Below are 19,036 nucleotides of genomic sequence, written 5' to 3' on the forward strand. Positions count from 1 at the left end.
ACGCGCAAAGCGTCCCGACCCTGGGGGAAACCGTCAGAGACCCTGACCTCGTGGTCCGCCGCGCGCTTCGTCGCGCCTTGGCGCGATTGGGGGCGCGACCGCGGCGTGGTCAGGGCGCAGTGGGTGTAACGGCTTCAGTTCGGTGTGGCACGGGGGGACCGCGACGCACCATCTTCAGGGGACACATATGCGACATCTCTATGCCGCGAGCGCCATCGCGCTTGCCTTGTCGGCCACCGCGACAGCGGTCGTCGCGCAGGAAACCACCTCGTCGATCCGCGGTTCGGTGACCGCAGGCGGCGCCGCCGCCGTCAAGGCCGCCGTCACCGCGGTGCATGAGCCCTCGGGCACGACCGCCAGCGCCACCACCAACAGCGCGGGCGCCTTCAACCTGACCGGCCTGCGTCCGGGCGGTCCCTACACGGTGACGGTGACTGTGCCGGGCTTCGCGCCGGTGACCTCGCAGAACCTCTTCCTCAGTGTCGGCCAGCCCTACCTTCTGCCGGTCGCCGTCGGCGACACCCAGGTCGAAGAGCTGGTGGTCACCGCTTCGCGGGCGGAGAAGAGCGGGCCCCTGGTCACGGTGTTCGACCGCGAAAGCGTCGCCAGTGTGGCTTCGGTCTCGCGCGACATCCGCGACATCGCCCGTCGCGATCCGTTCGCGTCGTTCAACCCCAGCACGCGCGGCGTCTCGATCGCGGGCCAGAACGGTCGGACCAACCGCTTCTCGGTCGACGGCGTGCGCTTCTCGGACAACTTCGGCCTGAACCAGGGCGGCCTGCCCAGCGCGCGGGGGCCCATCCCGCTGGACGCCGTCGAGCAGCTGTCGGTCAAGATCGCGCCCTACGACGTCTCCGAAGGCGACTTCCAGGGCGGCTCGATCAACGTCGTCCTGCGCTCGGGCGGCAACAAGTTCACCGGCGCGGGGACCTACACCTACTCGAACGACAACCTGATGGGCACGAAGTCCAAAGGGGCGGCCTTCGCGCAGGAGATGACCTCCAAGACCTATGGCGGCTTCCTCTCGGGTCCGATCATCAAGGACAAGCTGTTCTTCGCCTTCGCCTATGAGAAGCTGGACGAGACGGTGCCGTCGGTCTTCGGCCCGCCCGGTTCGGGCAATGCGGTGCCCAACCTGACCCAGGCCCAGATCGACCAGGTCAGCTCGATCGCCAAGAGCGTCTACGGCTACGACACGCTGGGCGTGCTCACCAGCCGTCCGGAGACGGACAAGAAGTGGACGCTGAAGCTCGACTGGAACATCACCGACAACCAGCGCCTGTCGTACTCGACCATCCAGAACAAGGGCGAGACGGTGGCCCTCAGCGGCGGCAGCTCGTCGGCGACCTCACCGGGGCTGGGCCTGGGCTCCTACGCCACCCACGAGCCCGAGCGGGTCGAGACGCATTCCGTGCAGCTCAACTCCACCTGGAGCAACGCGTTCAGCACCGAACTGCGGGTCAACTATCGCGACTCGATGAAGGCCCCGATCTCGTTCGGCTCGCCGGGCTATAGCGACATCACCGTCTGCCTGGACCCCGTCGCGGTCGGTTCGCTGAACCAGTGCACCCAGACCGGCACGCCGCGCCTGGTCTTCGGCACCGAAGCCTTCAGCCACGCCGATATCGTCGGGCAGAAGCAGTACGGCGCCGAATTCATCGCCCGCTACAATCTCGGCGACCACGCTTTCAAGGTGCATGCCGCCTACAGCCGGCTGAAGATCACCAACACCTTCGTCGCCAACTCCCTGGGGACGTACTATTTCGACTCCCTGGCCGACTTCCAGGCCCGCCAGGCTGGCCAGCTGCTGTTCCAGTATTCGATCACCGGATCGCTGGCCGACGTCAGCGCCAGCTTCGACTATGACCAGCTGACCTTCGGCGCCCAGGACAGCTGGGACATCACGCCGGACCTGAACGTCACCGCCGGCGTGCGTTTCGACGGCTACAAGATGAACGACCAGGCGCCGCTGAAGACGTCGTTCGTCACGCGCTACGGCTTCGCCAACAACGCCAATATCGACGGCAATATCGTTGTTCAGCCGCGCGTGGGGGTGACCTGGCGGGCGACCGACCGTTTGACGCTCCGTGGGGGCTTTGGCCTGTTCAACGGCGGTTCGCCGGACGTCTTCGTCGGCAACAGCTTCTCGAACGCGGGCGTGTTCACCAACACGGTCACGATCGGGCGCGCCGTCGGCGCCACCGGCTGCACCATTCCGGTGACGGTGACCAACGCCGCGGCGATCTGCGCGGCGGCCCTGAACAATGTGCAGGGCAACAAGGTCGATCCGCTGGTGCTGGGCTACCTGCAGACCAACACCGCCGCCTTGGGGGCCTCGCCGACGTCGTTCTTCCTGCCCAGCTTCAAGCTGCCGGCGCAGTGGAAGACCAACCTGTCGGTCGACTATGTGGCGGACTTGGGCGAGCGGCTGGGCGACGGCTGGCGCTTTGGCGGCGACCTGTTCTACGGGCGCACCGACTCCGCAGCCTATTATACCGACCTGCGCCTGACCCGCGTGGGGACGGCGCCCGACGGTCGCCCGATCTATGCCGACACCTACACCAACACGGCCAACAGCGACCTGGCCATGCTGAGCACCGACAAGGGCAAGTCGATCATCGCCGTCGCTCGGGCCAGCAAGTCCTTCGACTTCGGCCTGGATGCGGGCGTCAGCTACACCTACTCGGACGTCAAATCGCTGTCGGACATGGGCAGCTACGCCTCGGGCGGCTCGACCGCCAGCGGTACCTATGGCGGCCAGCCGATGGGCGATCCGAACCAGCCGGCCTATGGCACGTCCAGCTATGAGGTGCGGGATAACTGGAAGTTCAACGTCGACTACGAGCACGCCTTCTTCGGCAACTACAAGACGCGCTTCAACCTGTTCGGCGAGCTGCGTTCGGGCTCGCCCTACAGCCTGACGATGAACACCACCTCGTCCAACAGCCGCTCGACCCTGTTCGGGACGACCGGCGGCACCAACCGCTACCTGCTGTACGTGCCGGACGTGTCGAGCATCACCGCCGACTCCAAGGTCAGCTACGCCTCGACGGCGGTCTATGAGGCGTTCCGCGACTTCGTGAAGGCCAATGGCCTGAGCCAAGGCATCATCGGCAAGAACACCGAGAAGAACCCGGACTACTTCAAGGTCGACCTGCATGTCGAACAGGAGCTGCCCGTGCCGCTGCTGTCGTCGGCGCGCTTCAAGCTGTTCGGCGACGTCGAGAACCTGCTGAACCTGATCAACAGCGACTGGGGATCGTACCGGACCTACAACCCGCTGACCTCGGTGGTGAACGTCGCTTGCGCCCAGCAGGCCGGCTCCAGCTGCAATCAATACTCCTACACCGCCTTTACGGCGCCGACCCTGCAGGCCAACGCGCAACTGGGCGTCTGGCGCGTACGCCTGGGCGCGCGCTTCGAATTCTAGTTTTTACAGCTTAAGTATCGGCCTCGGCGTTCGCGCCGAGGCCGTTTTCATATGGGGGAGAGCGTTTGATGTCCGCATGCATGAAGGGTCTTGCGGCCCTGTTCGTCGCCAGCTGCCTGGCGTCGGCCGGTCCGGTCATGGCCGGGACCCCTGCGGACGTCGAACTAGACGCCTTGCTGGCCAAGGCGGCGACGTCCCCGCCGTTGCTGCGCATCCTGCTCACCAAGATGCCCAAGGGCGCGGACCTGCATAATCACGCGGGCGGTGGCACCTATGCCGAGGACTTCATCACCTGGGCGGCGGCGACCGACGGTTGCTTCTCCAAGGTCAGCCAGTCCCTGGTCCCGGCGCCGTGCGGCGACTCGGGCGCCGATCTGGTCGCCTTGAAAGGGCTGCCCGAGCGCGATCCCGACCTCTACAGCGACATCGTCGACGCGCTTTCCACCCGGCGTTTCGAGCAGGGCGTGGGCGAGCCCGAGGTCTCCGGCCACCGGCGGTTCTTCCGCACGTTCGGCCGCTTCGGCCGGGGCGGCGGCGCGGATCGCGGCGTGAACATCCAGGCCGAGGCCCTGCGCCAGGCCGCGCTCGACAACACCCTGTATCTGGAGCTGATGGCCGGCTCGAGCGCCTCGCGCGCGGTGGTCGAGGCCTCAGCCGCCATCCCGTGGACCGATCCCTGGATACGGACAGCGGACGGCGCGCCGCCCGAGCGCCTGGACGCCAAGATCCTGCAAGCCCGCCTCGACCGGTTGAAGCCGACGATCGCCAAGGCCCTGCCGGCGGCGGCGGCCGTGGCGGACGCCAATGACAAGGCCATCGCCGCCCTCAACCGCTGTGGGACCGCCAAGCCCGAGCCGGCGTGCGACGTCACGCTGCGCTATCTGCTGTCGATCTCGCGTCAGCGCCCGCCCGAGGTGGTGTTCGGCCAGATGGCCGCCGCCTTCGCCCTGGTGAAGACCGATCCGCGCTATGTCGGCATCAACATTCTGGAGCCCGAGGATGGCCCGGTGTCGCTGCGGGACTACCGGCTGCACATGCGCCTGTTCGCCTTCTTCAAGGCGCTCTATCCCGACGTGCCCCTGACCCTGCACGCGGGCGAACTGGCGATGGGCCTGACGCCGCCGCGCGACCTGCGTTTCCACATCGCCGAGGCGGTCGAGATCGCCGGAGCGCGCCGCATCGGCCACGGGGTCGATATCGCCTATGAGGACGACGCCGAAACGGTGCTGGCGCGCATGGCTCGCGACAAGATCGCTGTCGAGATCAATCTGACCAGCAACGACGTAATCCTGGGCGTGAAGGGCAAGGACCATCCGCTGTCGCTGTACATGGCGGCCGGCGTGCCGGTGACCCTGTCCACCGACGACATGGGCGTTGCGCGCAGCGACCTGACCCAGGAGTACATGCGCGCGGTCCTGGAGCAGGGCGTGAGCTATGGCCGGCTAAAGCAGATGTCCCGCGACAGCCTGACCTATTCGTTCCTGCAGGGCGTCAGTCTGTGGGATGGTCCGTGTACGAACGTAAGCGGCCCGACGCCGTCGGCGGCCTGCGCGGCCGTGCTGAAGGCCAGCCCCAAGGCGCGCGATCAGTGGCGCCTGGAGCGGGCCTTCGACGCTTTCGAGACCAGCATGAAGGTGATCGTCCCGAAGCTGGCGCCCTAGGCAGCCCATCGCGCGACATCCAGGACGGCGCGCGCGAAGGCCTGGGGCGCTTCCTGCGGCGGGTTGTGACCGATGCCGCCTGTCAGCAGGCGGTGCTCGTAGCGGCCCTTGAACTTGCCGGCATAGGCTTCCGGCGGCGGATGCGGCGCGCCGTTGGCGTCGCCTTCCAGGGTGATGGTCGGGACCCGGATATCGGGGCGCTGGGCCAGCTTGGCTTCCAGGGCGTCGAAGCGCGCTTCGCCCTGAACCAGGCCCAGCCGCCAGCGGTAGTTGTGGATCGTGATCGCCACGTGGTCGGGATTGGCCAGCGACGCGGCCGAGCGTGCGAAGGTCGCCTCGTCGAACGCCCACTTGGGCGACGCCGTGCGCCATATCAGTCGCGCGAAGGCGTCGCGATTGGCCTCATAGCCCAGGCGGCCGCGCTCGGTGGCGAAGTAGAACTGGTACCACCAGGACAGTTCGGCCTCGGGCGACAACGGCGCCTGGTTGGCCTGCTGGCTGCCGATCAGGTAGCCGCTCACCGACACCATGGCCTGGACGCGTTCGGGCCATAGCGCGGCGACGATGTTGGCGGTGCGCGCGCCCCAGTCGAAGCCGCCGATGACGGCCTTGTCGATGTTCAGGGCGTCCATCAGCGCGATCACGTCGACGGCCAGGGCGGCCTGCTGGCCGTTGCGTGGCGTGGCGGCCGAGCGGAAGCGGGTGGCGCCGTAGCCGCGCAGGGACGGAACGATCACCCGCTTGCCGGCGGCCGCCAGGATGGGCGCGACCTCGGCATAGGCGTGGATGTCATAGGGCCATCCGTGCAGCAGCAGTACCGGCGCGCCGTGGGCGGGGCCCAGCTCGGCATAGCTGATGATGAGGTCTTCGGTCGCGACCTCGCACAGCGTCCACGGAACCGGAGAGGCGGCGGCGATGGCGGGCGCCAGCATCGTGAGCGCGCCGGCGGCCTGCAGGATGTTTCGGCGCGAGAGGTTACGCATGACGGACCTCCGTCGAGCGGACGACCAGGCTCTGGGCCAGACCGGCTAGCGCGCAGGCCGCGCCGCCGATGACGCCGGCCGCGCCCAGGGCAAGCAGGGTCTGCCCGGTGGGCGCCAGGCCCGAATAGAAGAAGCTGGTCAGGCCCAGGAAATAGGCGAGGGGATTGTTCAGCGTCGGCAGTCCGCGCAGGGACAGGACCAGCACGACCACGCCCGCCACGGCCAGCGGCGTGGCCAGGACGCCCAGAGCTGGCGTCAGCGCCGTGGCGGTCAGGGCCGTTCCCGCGCCGAAGGCCAGGCCCAGCAGGAAGGCGCCGGTATTGGCCAGGCCGCCGCGCCGCGATGGTCCGGCCAGGTCAAAGGCGACCCAGCCCAGGAACATGGCCGGGGCGGACAGCATGGCGGTGTTGGTGCCGTAGGTGGCCGCCGCGGCGACGGCCGCGACGCTCAGGGACACAGCATGGAAGCGCACGGGCGCTTGGTCGGATGACATGAATTTCCTCCTGGAAGACGAAGGGGCGCCGCTCGGCGACGCCCCTCGGGATGCGGATCAGGCGACGGTCAGCGTCACGTCGATGTTGCCGCGGGTCGCCTTCGAGTACGGGCAGGTCTGGTGCGCGGCCTCGACCAGGCTCTGGGCGAGCGTCTTGTCCAGGCCCGGCAGGCTGACGTTCAGGCGGGCGCGCAGCAGATAGGCCTCGCCGGTCTTGGCCAGGTCGACCTCGGCGTCGACGGCCACGTCGGCCGGCAGGGTCACGCCCTGGGCGCGGGCGGCCAGGCCGATGGCGCCGATGAAGCAGGCCGACCAGCCGGCGGCGAAGAGCTGCTCGGGGTTCGTGCCGGGCGCGGCGCTGCCGGGCGGCGACAGGCGCACATCCAGCTTGCCGTCGCTGCTGCGCGCGGCGCCGTCGCGGCCGCCGGTGACATGGGTTTGAGCGGTGTAGAGCACGGTGTCGATGGGGGAGGTCATGGGGAGGTTCCTTTAAGATCGGATCCGAATTGATCGGATACGATGTAATAAGTTTGGCGATCCAAACTTGTCAACCTTCCGATTTAATCGGATCCGAATTATATTGTTCGTACCGTACGACGCCACGCTCGCGAAGGACCCCGATGTCGAAGCCCGATCCCGCCGCCAAGGCCCCGAAACTGGCCGATTTCCTGTGTTTCGCGGTCTATTCGGCCAATCTCGCCTATGGCCGGGCGTACAAGCCCATCCTGGACGAGCTGGGCCTCACCTACACGCAGTGGATCATCATCGTGGCGCTGTGGGAGGAGGGCAGCCTCAGCGTCAAGCATCTGGGCGAGAAGCTCTTCCTGGAATCCAACACCCTGACGCCGATCCTCAAGAAGCTGGAGGTCGACGGATATCTGCAGCGCCGCCGCGACCCCGCCGACGAGCGCCAGGTCATCATCACCCTGACTGAAGCTGGCCGCGCGTTGCGGGAGAAGGGTGGTCAGCGCACGCTGGTCCAGGCCACCGGGCTGGAACCCGAGGAGTTCGCCATGGTGCAGAAGGCGATCTCCAAGGCGCGGGACAATCTGTTGCGCCATGCCGGCGGTGGCTGACCACCCACGGCGGTGAAATTGGGTTAGCCAATTTTAGGCGCTTGATCCGCCGGACACAGGAGCTGGGCCGGCGATGTGTCGACGCGAGGTCCCAAGATCTATCTCATTGAAAATAAGCGCTATTGCTTAGCGCCTGGACCCTCCGTGCGTATGCGGAGGAGGCGTTTCCGCGCGCCTCGACCTGCCGCCATCCGGCAACTGGTCTGTCCGCATTGATAAAATCCAGTTCATTAGTAATTGACTTGCTCACGCTAAACGCGTTCCATCATGTAAATGGTAAGACCATTATGTGGGATAATGGTGTGCGATCGTACAAAGGCGCCTTAAGGTGCGTTGCGCGAGGCGGTTGCCGATTCACGTCGGGAGCCGGGTTCGCACGCGTTGTCGCATTGAAAAGAGTCGGGTGAGGAAGTGACGAAGACAAACGGTTCGATCGGCGGCGTTTGCCGCGCGGCGCTGCTGGGCATGACGATGATGGTCGCGCCGGGCGTCGCGAATGCCGCGGTGATCGGCAAGAACCAGCCGGCGCGTTCGCTGACCGCCGAGCGACTCACTGAACTGCCGGCGGCGCAGCGCGCGGCCTGGGCCGCCTACATCAAGCGCTCGCAAGCCCAGATGCAGACCGACAAGGCGACCCTGGCGGCCGAACTGCCCGCCGGCCAGACGCCGCCCCCGCCGCCCGAAGCCGGCAGCGGTCACATGCCGCTGGACAAGGACGCGGCCTGGTACGCCAGCGCCGAGGCCCGCGCCATCGCCGACACCATCGTCAGCTTCCAGACCCCCGCCGGCGGCTGGAGCAAGAACCAGGATCGCACCAAGCCGCCGCGCCTGAAGGGCCAGCGCTACGCCAACAATGCCGAGCACATGGCGCTGGACGACAGCTTCGACACGCCGACCGACCGCTTCTGGACCTTCGTGGGCACGCTGGACAACGGCGCGACCACGACCGAGATGCGCTTCCTGGCCAAGGTGCAGCAGCAGGCCCCGGGCAAGGACGGCGACGCCTATCGCGCCAGCATCCTCAAGGGCGTGAACTACCTGCTGGCGGCCCAGTATCCCAATGGCGGCTGGCCGCAGATCTACCCGATCGAGGGCGGCTTCCACGACGCGGTGACGTTCAACGACAACGCCGTGGCCGAGGCCGCCATGATCCTGGAGGACGTGGCCGAGGCCAAGGAAGGCTTCGACTTCGCTTCGCCGGCCCTGCGCAAGACGGCCGGCGCGGCCTCGGCGCGCGCCATCCGTCCGATCCTGGACGCCCAGGTGGTGGTCGGCGGCAAGAAGACCGTCTGGCCCCAGCAGGTCGATCCCCTGACCCTGAAGCCCAGCTCGGCGCGCGACTACGAGATGCGCTCGCTGGCCAGCGCCGAGAGCACCGACATCCTGCTGTTCCTGATGCGCCAGCCGAACCCGACGCCCGAGGTGAAGGCCTCGATCCATGCCGGCGTCGCCTGGCTGAAGGCTCACGCCGTCCGCGACAAGGCCTTCACCAAGGTCAGCGACGAAGAAGGCCGCAAGCTGGTCGACAAGCCCGGCGCGCCGGTCACCTGGTCGCGCAACTACGACATCGTCACCGGCCAGCCGATCTTCGGCGACTGGGGCAAGACCATCCACGACGACGTCAACGAAATCTCCAAGGGACGCCGCAACGGATACTCCTGGTATTCGTCCGGCCCGCAAAAGGCTTTGGATGCGTATGAGCAGTGGGCGCCTTCGCATCCGTAAGGTGCGAAGAGCCTAGGTCACCGATCAAGACTGGAAAGGAAGATCAACGCCCCGCGCCGGGGCGAATGATGACGCTTGTCTGAAAACAAAAGTTCTGTCGATGCGGCCGTGAAATCGCGGCCGCATCCGCCAAGACACAAGAAAAGAGGCCGATAGGCCGGGGTAGGGAACAACATGAAACTCTCGAAGAACACAGATGCCGTCGCTGTGAAGCTGATGGTCGGCGCGTCGATCCTGGCGCTGGCCGCCGGGGCGGCGAGCGCCGCCCGCGCTCAGACCGTCGCCACGGCCGCCGCGACGCCGGCCGCCAGCGAGCAGGTCGAGGAGATCATCGTGGTCGGGGCGCGCAAGGCCGAGCAGTCGGCGATCCAGCGCAAGAAGCGCGCGGCCACCAATCAGGACTCCATCGTCGCCGACGACGTCGGCAACTTCCCCGACAAGAACGTTGGCGAAGCCGTGGCCCGCATCGCCGGCGTGGCCCTGGATGTCGCCGACGACGGCCAGCAGGGCGGGTTCTCCATTCGCGGCCAGAGCGCCGACCTGGTGCGCGTCGAGGTCGACGGTATGTCGATGTTGGCCACGGGCAACCAGGACGGCCGCTCGGTGACCGGCCTGGGCGACATGTCGTCGGACCTGATCAAGAGCGTCGACGTCATCAAGGGCCAGACCGCCGACATGACGCCCGGCGGCGTCGGCGGCACGGTGAGGATCGAGCAGCGCGGCGGCCTGGATTTCAGCAAGCCCATGGTCAAGCTGAACGTCCAGTACCAGAACAGCTCGCTGGAGAAGAAGTGGTCGCCGCGCATCAGCGCTTTCGCCACGCGCAAGTTCTTCGACGACCGCCTCGGGATCCTGGTCAACTTCACCTATGACGACGTGCGCACCGTCACCGACACCGCGCGGGTCTCGGACAAGCAGGCGGGCTACATCCCGCTGGGTGACCATGACAACTCGGCGAGCAAGAGCTTCACGACGCCGTACGACCCGATCGCGGCGGCCGTGACCAGCAAGGCCGGCTGCGCGTCTTTGCCGGCGCCAATAGGGACGGCGGCCGACTCCCGCCTGAACTGCTACGCCCAGTTCGAGGACTTCGTCCCGTCGCTGGTGCGCTTCAGCCGGGGCGTCCGCGAGGACAAGCGTTATTCGGCCCAGTTCCGCGCCGACTTCCGGGTCAACGACAACCTGACCGTCTTCGCGTCGTACAATCCCAACATCAATGACCAGGATTTCAACAACTTCAATCTCAGCGTCGCCAGCCCGACGGGCACGACCAACACGGCCGGCGTCCTGGCGACCAGCATGCGCAACGTCACGGTCAATCCGAACCACTACGTGACGCAGTTCGACCTGATCCGCGGCAACGGTTCGACGACCCTGAACTGGACGACCCAGGACCGCTACATCGAACGCCACGACCAGCAGCACTACCTGCAGGGCGGCGCGGACTTCGCGGCGGGCAAGTGGATCGCCAAGGCTCGGATCCAGTACGGCATGGCCAAGTCCACGCGCGAGGACGAGGCGTTCAGCTTCGTGGCCTCGATCCCGTCGGCGACCTTCAAGATGGTGCCGGAGAACGGCCTGTGGACCATCCTGACGCCGAACTCGGTCGATCTGAACAACCCGGCCTCTTATTATCCGGTGCTGGGCGCGAACGGCCTGAGCGCCACCTCGCAGCTGGAATACACGCCCCAAGCCGACAAGAGCACCGAGCTCAACTACCAGATCGACGTCACGCGCGAGTTCGATCACTTCGGTCCGGTCAAGACCTTCAAGTTCGGTATCCAGCGCCGTGACCACGACAACACCACCTGGCGCGAAGGCGGTTTCGACCTGTCGCCGGGCGTAACCCTGTATCGCGCGCGCGCCCTGGACCTGGTCCAGTTCTGCTTGCCGTCGGCGGCGCCGGCGTCCGCGCCCTGCAAGTTCGGCACGGCTGATCGTCCCAGCACCACGGTCCAGGACCAGCGGTACCGCACTTACACCCTGACCCAGGACCAGTATCAGTCGCTGATCAAGAACAGCCTGCAGGACATTCCGGGCGGTCAGTTCTTCGGCGGCATGCCCGATCGCGGCACGCTGCTCGACAGTTGGGCGGCCTATGATTTCAAGAAGTTCTTCGGCGAGCTTGGCCAGAATGCCGACCTGAGCCGGCACAATATCGACTGCCTGTATCGCTGTGTGGCCTCGGACGGTAAAACCTATGACCGCCCATCGTTCTCGACCACGGAGAAGACGACCTCGGCCTACGCCATGGTCGACTTCGAGACGCGGCTGGGCTGGATGCCGGTCATGGGCAACTTCGGCGTGCGCTACCAGCAGGTGGACGTCACGGGTCAGCCGTCGGTCGTGCTCAACAACCTGACCATCAACCCGGCCGCGCTGGCGGACCTCAACGCCGGCAAGGTCGTCGATCCGAACTCGGTGATCACCGCCACGCTCGTCGAGCGCAGGATGACGGACATCAAGCGCAAGTCGAACGACTTCCTGCCCAGCTTCAACCTGGCCCTGTGGCCGATCGAGGACCAGTTCGTGGTCCGCTATTCGATCGCCAAGCAGCGCGCGCGACCCAAGATGGGGGAGCTGACCGGCACCAGCTCGGCGACCTGCAACAAGATCGACGCGACGACCCAGGCGGCGATCGAGAAGCTGATCGCGCAGTATCCCGGCCAGTTCAACGATCCGAACTCGGACGAAGACGACGCCAGCCTGATCCGCGGCGATGCGGTCAGCAACTGCACGGGTCGTATCGGTAATCCCGAGCTGAAGGGCTATGCGGCCACCACCCAGAACCTGTCGGCCGAGTGGTACCCGAACGCCGACACGCAGCTCAGCGTGGGCCTGTTCGCGATCGACGTGAAGTCGGGCTATCCGGACCCCGTCACGATCGCCAACTACGATCTCGACGGCGAGAAGTACGCCGCCAACACCTATGTGGACGGCCCCAGCGGCCTGAAGCAGAAAGGCTTCGAAGTGGCGGGCCGCACGGCCTTCACCTTCCTGCCGTGGCGGCTGAAATATACCGGCGCCGGCTTCAACTACGCCAAGAACGAGTCGAACGAGACCAACACCCAGATCGACCTGTTCACGGGCAAGGCGCTGCCGCCGGCCAAGCAGTCCAGCTTCACCTACAACCTGAACCTCTGGTACGACGACGGCCGGGTGAACGCCCGCATCGCCTACCAGCGCCGCGACCTGTACTACGATCGCACCGAAGTGGCGGGCATCAACCGGATCCCGGCGGCCGGCGGCGGCACGACAACCAGCTACTACAAGGTTGTTTCGCCGATCTTCAAGATCGGCACCAAGTCGCTGGACGCGCGGGCTTCGTACAAGTTGACCAAGCAGATTCAGCTGTTCGCCGAGGGCAAGAACTTGCTCGACGACAAGATGTCGCGCTTCGCGCCGGACGAGTTCCGCAGCATCGGCGGCGGCACGCCGTATGTCTACGACACCACCTTTTCGGGCCGGCGCTACTATGTTGGCCTGATCGCGACGTTCTAGGGTTCAAGACGGGACCGGCCTCGCGAGGGGCCGGTCCCTGGAGTTTCAAGCATGCGGGCGACACGACGTGGATTCCTGCTCGGCGCCAGCGCGCTGGGCCTCTCGACGGCCTTGCCCGCGACGGCGGCGAACCGGCCGGGTCTGGCGCAGTTGGCGGCCGGGTTCGCCCAGCCGCCCGCCGACAGCCGGCCCATGGCCCGCTGGTGGTGGTTCGGCGGCGCGGTCGAGGCCGACGAGATCGTCCGCGAGATCAAGGCGATGAAGGCCGGCGGTTTCGGGGGCTTCGAGATCCAACCGGTCTATCCGCTGGCGCTGGACAATCAGAAGCTCGCCATCCGCAACAAGCCGTACCTGTCGAAGGACTTCCTGGACATGGTCTCGGTCGCGGTGCGGACGGGGCGCGCCGAAGGCTTGCGCGCCGACATGACCCTGGGCTCGGGCTGGCCCTTTGGCGGACCGCATATCGACCCCGAGATCGCCGCCTCGAAGGTCGTCAAGCTGGACCTGCCCGCGCCCAGCGGCGCCGAGGGCGCAGACCTGCCGGCGCTCGAGCCGGGCCAGCGCTACATCGCCGCCTTCGTCGGGACCTCGCCGGCCGACGCCCAGCCTGTCGAGATCCGAGGCGCGCGCGCCGTGTTCGCCAAGGCCTCGGCGGACCGGACCCTGTATCTGGTCCAGCAGGCGCGCACCCGCCAGCAGGTGAAGCGTCCGACGGTGGGTTCGGAAGGCTTCGTGCTCGACCACCTGAACGCCCGCGCCGTCCGCAAGCACCTCGACACCGTGGGCGAACCGTTGCTGGCGGCGTTCGGTGAGGACCGACCCTACGCCATCTTCAGCGACAGCCTGGAGGCCTACGGATCCAACTGGACCGACGACCTGTTGCCTGAGTTCAAGGCTCGTCGCGGCTATGACCTGGTCCCGCATCTGCTGAGCCTGTTCCACGACACCGACCGTTCGGCGGGCGTGCGTTACGACTGGGGCCTGACGTTGTCGGAGCTGGTCAACGAGCACTACCTGTCCCAGGTCAGCGCCTGGGCCAAGTCGCGCCAGACCCTGTTCCGGTCGCAGACCTACGGCACGCCGGCCGTGACCCTGTCCTCCAACCGCCTGGTCGACCTGGCCGAGGGGGAGGGCGCCGAATGGCGGCAGGCGAACTCGACCCGCTGGGCCAGCTCGGCCAACCACCTGTATGGCCAGCCGGTGACCTCTGCCGAGAGCTTCACCTGGCTGCACAAGGGCGCCTTCCGGGCGACGCCGCTGGACATCAAGGCCGAGGCCGACGTCCTGATGCTGCAAGGCGTCAACCAGTTCATCGTCCACGGCTGGCCGTACTCGCCGCCCAAGGTTCCCGAGCCCGGCTGGGCGCTCTATGCGGCGGCGGTTTTCAACGACCACAATCCGTGGTGGCCGGTGATGGCCGACGTGAACCTCTATCTGCAGCGGCTGAGCCACCTGTTGCGCCAGGGCGCGAGCGTCGCCGACGTGGCCCTGTACGTCCCCACCGAGGACATCATGTCGGGCTTCCAGCCAGGCAAGGACGTCTCGATCAACGACGTGCTGCGCAAGACCTTCCCGGAGGCCGTCCTCGAAGGGCTGCTCGACGGCGGCTACAATTTCGACCTGATCGACGGTGACGCCATCCTGCGCCGAGGGATCGACCACAACGTCCTGCTGCTGCCGCACATCGAGCGCATCGCGCCGGAGGCCTATGAGCGCATCCGCGCCTTCGCCGAGGCTGGCGGGATCGTCATCGCGGTTGGCGCGCCGCCGTCAAAGGCCCCTGGCCTGAAGGACGCCCAGAGCCACCGTGTCGCCGAGCTGTCGAAGGCGGTGTTTGCGTCCAAACGCAACGCCGTCACGGACGAGGCGAGACTGGTCAGGACGCTCAACGGTTTCCTGCCGCCTGACCTCGGCGGAGCGCCCAAGGGCGTCGGCTATGTCCATCGCCAGCTGGAAGGCGGCGACCTCTATTTCGTCGCCAACACCACCAATGCGCCGGTCACCGCCAAGCTGGCGTTCGGAGCCTCGGCGGAGCTCGGCCAAGCCTGGGATCCGGTGACGGGGACCGCCGACAGCTTCAAGCCCGGCAGCGAGGTTCGCCTGGCGCCGTTCGAGTCCCGCGTCTTCGTCTTCGGTCGTGACATGGCGCCGCCGCGCGAGGTTATTCCGGCGGAAGAACGCAGCCTGCCCCTGACAGGCGGCTGGCGCATGAAGGTGGGCGCCGCCGCGCGAGAAGCCTTCGGCTCCTGGACCGATGAGCCGTCGCTTCAGCACTATTCCGGCCAGGGGACCTATACCCGTGACGTCGAGCTGACGGCAGCGGACCTGAACGCGCCAGCGATCGCGCTCGATCTCGGGGCAGGCGGGCCGGGTGTCGCCAACGAGCGCAAGGGGCCTGGCTACTACGCTCAGTACGACGCGCCAGTTCGTGACGCGGCCGAGGTGTTCGTCAACGGCCAGCGGGCCGGCGCCATCTGGTGCGCGCCGTTCCGGCTGGACCTGAAGCCCTTCCTGAAGCCCGGCCGCAACCGGCTGGAGATCCGCGTCTACAACACCGCGATCAACGAACTGGCCGGCCGTCCGCCCACCGACTACACGGCCCTGCGCAACGTTTATGGCGACCGCTTCCAACCGCAGAACATGGCAGAGTTGAAGCCCTTGCCGTCGGGCCTGATCGCCGAGCCGACCCTGAGGTTCGGCCCGACCTAGGGCTGGTTGCTCTAGTCGCGGACCTCTACGAAAGCGGGATGATGAAGCCGAAGATCCTGATCAGCCGCTCCTGGCCCGAGGCCGTCCAGCAGCGCTTGGCCGCACGTTACGACGTGACGCTGAACGCGACCGACACGCCGATGACGATCGCCCAGCTGCAGGCGGCGATGACCCAGCACGACGCCATCTGCCCGACGGTGTCGGACAAGATGCCCGCCGAGGTGCTGAACACGCCCGGTGCGCGGGTAAAGATCGTCGCCAACTACGGCGTGGGTTTCGAGCACATCGACCTGAACGCCGCCAAGGCCGCCGGCATCGTGGTGACCAACACCCCCGACGTCCTGACCGACGCGACGGCCGAGCTGGCCGTGCTGCTGATGTTGATGACCAGCCGGCGGGCCGGGGAGGGCGAGCGTGAGCTGCGGGAGGGGCGATGGGCCGGCTGGCGGCCGACGCACCTTCTGGGCCAGTCGCTGACGGGCAAGACCCTGGGCCTGGTGGGCTACGGCCGCATCGCCCGCGCCACCGCCCGGCGCGCCAAGGCGGCGCTGGGCATGGAGCTCGCCTACTACAGCCGCCGGCAAGTGACAGACGAAGACGGCGCGACCTATCACGACAGCCTGGAAAGCCTGGCGGCGGCCTCGGACCTGCTGTCGCTGCACACGCCGGGCGGGGCCGAGACGCATCATCTGGTGAACGCCGCGCTGCTGTCGCGGATGAAGCCGACGGCGATCCTGATCAACACCGCGCGCGGCTCGGTCGTGAACGAGGCGGATCTCGCCAAGGCCCTGACCGATGGCGTCATCGCCGGCGCCGGTCTGGACGTCTATCAGGGCGAGCCCAAGGTGAACCCGCTGCTGCTGGCCGCGCCCAACACCGTGCTGCTGCCTCACCTGGGCAGCGCCACGCTCGAGACACGCACGGCCATGGGCATGCGGACGGCCGACAATCTCGACGCCTTCTTCGACGGAAAGCCACCCCGTGACCGCGTCGCTTGACGCCGTCGAACAGGCTCTGGACGGCTGGCGCGGCGACGGGCCGTTCGTCCTGGGCGTCTGCGGCGCGCAGGGCTCGGGCAAGTCGACCCTGGCGGCAGGGCTGACGGCGCGGCTGGAGGCGCGGGGCCTGAGGGCGGCGACGCTGTCGATCGACGACCTCTACTTTTCCCGCGCCGAGCGGGCGCGGTTGAGCCAGGTGATCCATCCACTGTTCGCGACACGGGGCGTTCCCGGCACCCATGATACGGAAGCGGGCATCCGCGTGCTGGACGCGGTCCGCGCCGGCGCCGACGTGGTGCTGCAGCGCTTCGACAAGGCCACGGACGAACCCGCATCGACCGGGACAGCGGTGAAAGGGCCTTTGGACGTCCTGGTCTTCGAAGGCTGGTGCGTCGGCGCCCGTGCCCAGGACGACATCGCCCTGAGGACGCCGGTCAACGCCCTGGAGGCCGAAAGCGATACCGACCTGGTGTGGCGCCGTTTCTCCAACCTGGCTCTGGCCACGGACTATGCCGAACTCTTCACCCGGATCGACAGGCTGGTGCTGCTGGCCGCGCCGGGCTTCGAGGTGGTGCGGGACTGGCGCATCCAGCAGGAGCACGACCTGCGCGCCCGCGTGGGCGATGGCGCTCGCACGATGACCGACGCCGAGATCGGGGTCTTCATCCAGCACTACGAGCGCCTGACCCGCCACATCCTGTCCGACATGCCGGCCTATGCGGACCTGACGCTGCGGCTGGATGAACGTCGCGGCCTCAAGGCCTGACGTCAATCGGCACGATTTCCCCGCCGACGTGATGAGGACTTCGCGCGCCGCTGCGTTTTGCCTTCTCGAAAGCCGGCATCGGCTGGCCGGAGGCTCTGATGAGAATGGCGCGAGAGGAGGCCGACGCCGCCGCGCGCGCGGACGTCTTCGCTCGCCAGGCCGCGGCGATGCGCGGTCCTCTCGCCGCCTACTTCCGGCGACGTGTGCGCAACGCCGGCGAGGTCGAGGACCTGGTGCAGGAGGTGTTCCTGCGCCTGACCGTGCGCGGCACGCCCGACAACACCGACCACGCCAGCGCCTACATCTTCCAGACCGCCGCCAGCGTCCTGGCCGACCGCTACCGCCGCCGCACGGTCCGTCATGCCGACGAGCATGTCGCCCTGGATCCGGACCTGAGCGGTGAGCAGGACTTCGATCCGGCCCGGATCTATGCCGGCAAGCAGGCTTTGAACGCGGCCGCCGCGGCCCTGATGACCATGCCGGAGCGGACGCGGACCATCTTCCTGCTGCGCCGGATCGACGGCCTGCGCCACCAGGCGATCGCCTCTCAGCTGGGGCTCTCGGTCAGCGCGGTGGAGAAGCACATGGTTCGCGCCATCGAGCATCTGATGGCCCACGCGGGAGACGCCCGATGACCCGCGTGACCCCGGCCCAGGCCGCCGCCCAATGGCTGGCCCACGACGACCTCGACCAGTCGCCCCAGCGCGAGCAGTTCGCCGCCTGGCTGGACGAAAGCCAGGAGAACCGCGACGCCTGGGGCCAGGTGCATCGGGTGTGGGCGATTTTCGATGACGCCGACGACAGCGACCTGATCGCCGCGATGGCGCGGGCGGCCCGTCGGGCGGGACCCGAGCCCGTCGCTAAGCCTTGGCTGCCACGCCTGATCGCGGCGTCGATCGCCATCGCGGCGGTATCGGCGGCGCTGTTGCTCGGGGCCGGGCAAGACTGGTTCAGGCGCGAGGCCAGGCCCGTGCAGGTCGCGACGGCGCCCTCGCTCACCGCCGAGGGCCGGCCCGACTACGTCACCGGCAAGGGGCAGAAGTCCGTAGTCGACCTGCCGGACGGCACGCGCGTGACGCTGGACGCCGACAGCGCGCTGGACGTGGCTTTCGCAGGAGGGCGACGCGATCTGCGCCTGCTGAGCGGCCACGCCTTCTTCGACGTCGCCCACGATCGCGCTCATCCCTTCGCCGTGCAGGCGGACGGACGCGTGGTCACGGCGCTGGGCACCCAGTTCGATGTGCGACTGACGCCGGGCGCCGTGAGGGTGGTACTGGCCGAGGGGATCGTCTCGGTGGCCTCGGCTGGCGGACAAGCGGTCAGGCTCGCGCCAGGCCAGGCGTTCGCGGCCAGGACCGGCGCGGCGGGTGCGGTGTCGTCGACCAATGTGGACGAGGCTCTGGCCTGGAAGCAGGGCGTGGTGGAGTTCCGCGACCAGCCGCTGTCCGAGGCCGTGGCCCAGCTGAACCGCTACACCCGCGCTCGGATCGTCATCCGTGATCCCAAGGTCGCGGCGCTGCGGATCACCGGCGTCTTCAAGACCGGTGACATCAAGCGGTTCGGCCGCTCGGTGTCGCAGGTGCTGCCGGTGCGGATGATCGCCCGCGACGTCGACACCTACGAACTGGTCTCGACCCGGCGCTGAGGAGTTCCGGCAACCTTGCGTTCCCCCTTAGGGAGCGTCGCAGGTCGTC

The 19,036-nt window shown here is 67.5% G+C and carries 13 protein-coding genes; 10 read left to right on the forward strand and 3 right to left on the reverse strand.

Annotated features, from left to right (window positions below; all coding sequences use genetic code 11):
- Positions 1-187: 187 nt before the first annotated feature.
- Both AC07NF_RS02125 and AC07NF_RS02130 read left to right on the forward strand, forming a co-directional pair.
- Positions 188-3,430 carry a TonB-dependent receptor gene (locus AC07NF_RS02125; RefSeq protein ID WP_492811248.1) on the forward strand — a complete coding sequence of 1,081 codons (3,243 nt, stop codon included), beginning with the start codon at positions 188-190 and terminating at the stop codon, positions 3,428-3,430.
- 68 nt (positions 3,431-3,498) lie between these two features.
- Complete coding sequence (locus AC07NF_RS02130) at positions 3,499-5,091, forward strand: adenosine deaminase family protein (protein ID WP_494631535.1); 1,593 nt, start codon at positions 3,499-3,501, stop codon at positions 5,089-5,091.
- Here AC07NF_RS02130 and AC07NF_RS02135 read toward each other — a convergent pair.
- Genes AC07NF_RS02135 through AC07NF_RS02145 form a run of 3 tightly spaced genes read right to left on the reverse strand, consistent with a single transcriptional unit; the run spans position 5,088 to position 7,044 of the window.
- Positions 5,088-6,074 carry an alpha/beta fold hydrolase gene (locus AC07NF_RS02135; RefSeq protein WP_494631532.1) on the reverse strand — a complete coding sequence of 329 codons (987 nt, stop codon included), beginning with the start codon at positions 6,072-6,074 and terminating at the stop codon, positions 5,088-5,090. The genes AC07NF_RS02130 and AC07NF_RS02135 overlap by 4 nt on opposite strands.
- The gene (locus AC07NF_RS02140; RefSeq protein WP_494631530.1) at positions 6,067-6,567 is read right to left on the reverse strand and encodes a DUF1097 domain-containing protein; all 501 of its coding nucleotides are present in this window, start codon (positions 6,565-6,567) and stop codon (positions 6,067-6,069) included. Before AC07NF_RS02140 ends, AC07NF_RS02135 begins: the two co-directional genes overlap by 8 nt.
- 57 nt (positions 6,568-6,624) lie before the next feature.
- Positions 6,625-7,044, reverse strand: a complete 420-nt coding sequence (locus AC07NF_RS02145) for an organic hydroperoxide resistance protein (protein WP_494631527.1) — start codon at positions 7,042-7,044, stop codon at positions 6,625-6,627.
- Between the two features lie 143 nt (positions 7,045-7,187).
- Between AC07NF_RS02145 and AC07NF_RS02150 the strand changes: the two genes are divergently transcribed.
- The 8 genes from AC07NF_RS02150 (at position 7,188) to AC07NF_RS02185 (ending at position 18,987) form a co-directional block, all read left to right on the forward strand.
- Complete coding sequence (locus AC07NF_RS02150) at positions 7,188-7,643, forward strand: MarR family winged helix-turn-helix transcriptional regulator (RefSeq protein WP_494631524.1); 456 nt, start codon at positions 7,188-7,190, stop codon at positions 7,641-7,643.
- Between the two features lie 411 nt (positions 7,644-8,054).
- On the forward strand, positions 8,055-9,368 hold the full coding sequence (gene pelA / locus AC07NF_RS02155) for a pectate lyase (RefSeq protein WP_494631519.1): 1,314 nt from the start codon (positions 8,055-8,057) through the stop codon (positions 9,366-9,368).
- Between the two features lie 174 nt (positions 9,369-9,542).
- On the forward strand, positions 9,543-12,869 hold the full coding sequence (locus tag AC07NF_RS02160; protein ID WP_494631516.1) for a TonB-dependent receptor: 3,327 nt from the start codon (positions 9,543-9,545) through the stop codon (positions 12,867-12,869).
- 51 nt (positions 12,870-12,920) lie between these two features.
- The gene (locus AC07NF_RS02165; RefSeq protein ID WP_494631513.1) at positions 12,921-15,578 is read left to right on the forward strand and encodes a glycosyl hydrolase; all 2,658 of its coding nucleotides are present in this window, start codon (positions 12,921-12,923) and stop codon (positions 15,576-15,578) included.
- A gap of 38 nt (positions 15,579-15,616) precedes the next feature.
- On the forward strand, positions 15,617-16,576 hold the full coding sequence (locus tag AC07NF_RS02170) for a 2-hydroxyacid dehydrogenase (protein WP_494631511.1): 960 nt from the start codon (positions 15,617-15,619) through the stop codon (positions 16,574-16,576).
- Entirely contained in the window at positions 16,560-17,342 is a 783-nt protein-coding gene (locus AC07NF_RS02175; RefSeq protein ID WP_494631509.1) for a kinase, read from the forward strand. Before AC07NF_RS02170 ends, AC07NF_RS02175 begins: the two co-directional genes overlap by 17 nt.
- A gap of 98 nt (positions 17,343-17,440) precedes the next feature.
- Positions 17,441-17,977, forward strand: coding sequence for an RNA polymerase sigma factor (locus tag AC07NF_RS02180; RefSeq protein ID WP_492811228.1), 537 nt, complete (start codon positions 17,441-17,443; stop codon positions 17,975-17,977).
- A complete protein-coding gene (locus AC07NF_RS02185) occupies positions 17,974-18,987 on the forward strand; it encodes a FecR family protein (RefSeq protein WP_494631507.1) in 1,014 nt (337 codons plus the stop codon). The genes AC07NF_RS02180 and AC07NF_RS02185 overlap by 4 nt, the downstream gene beginning before the upstream one ends.
- Positions 18,988-19,036: the final 49 nt, after the last annotated feature.

Source organism: Caulobacter sp. GW821-FHT10A06, assembly GCF_059415805.1.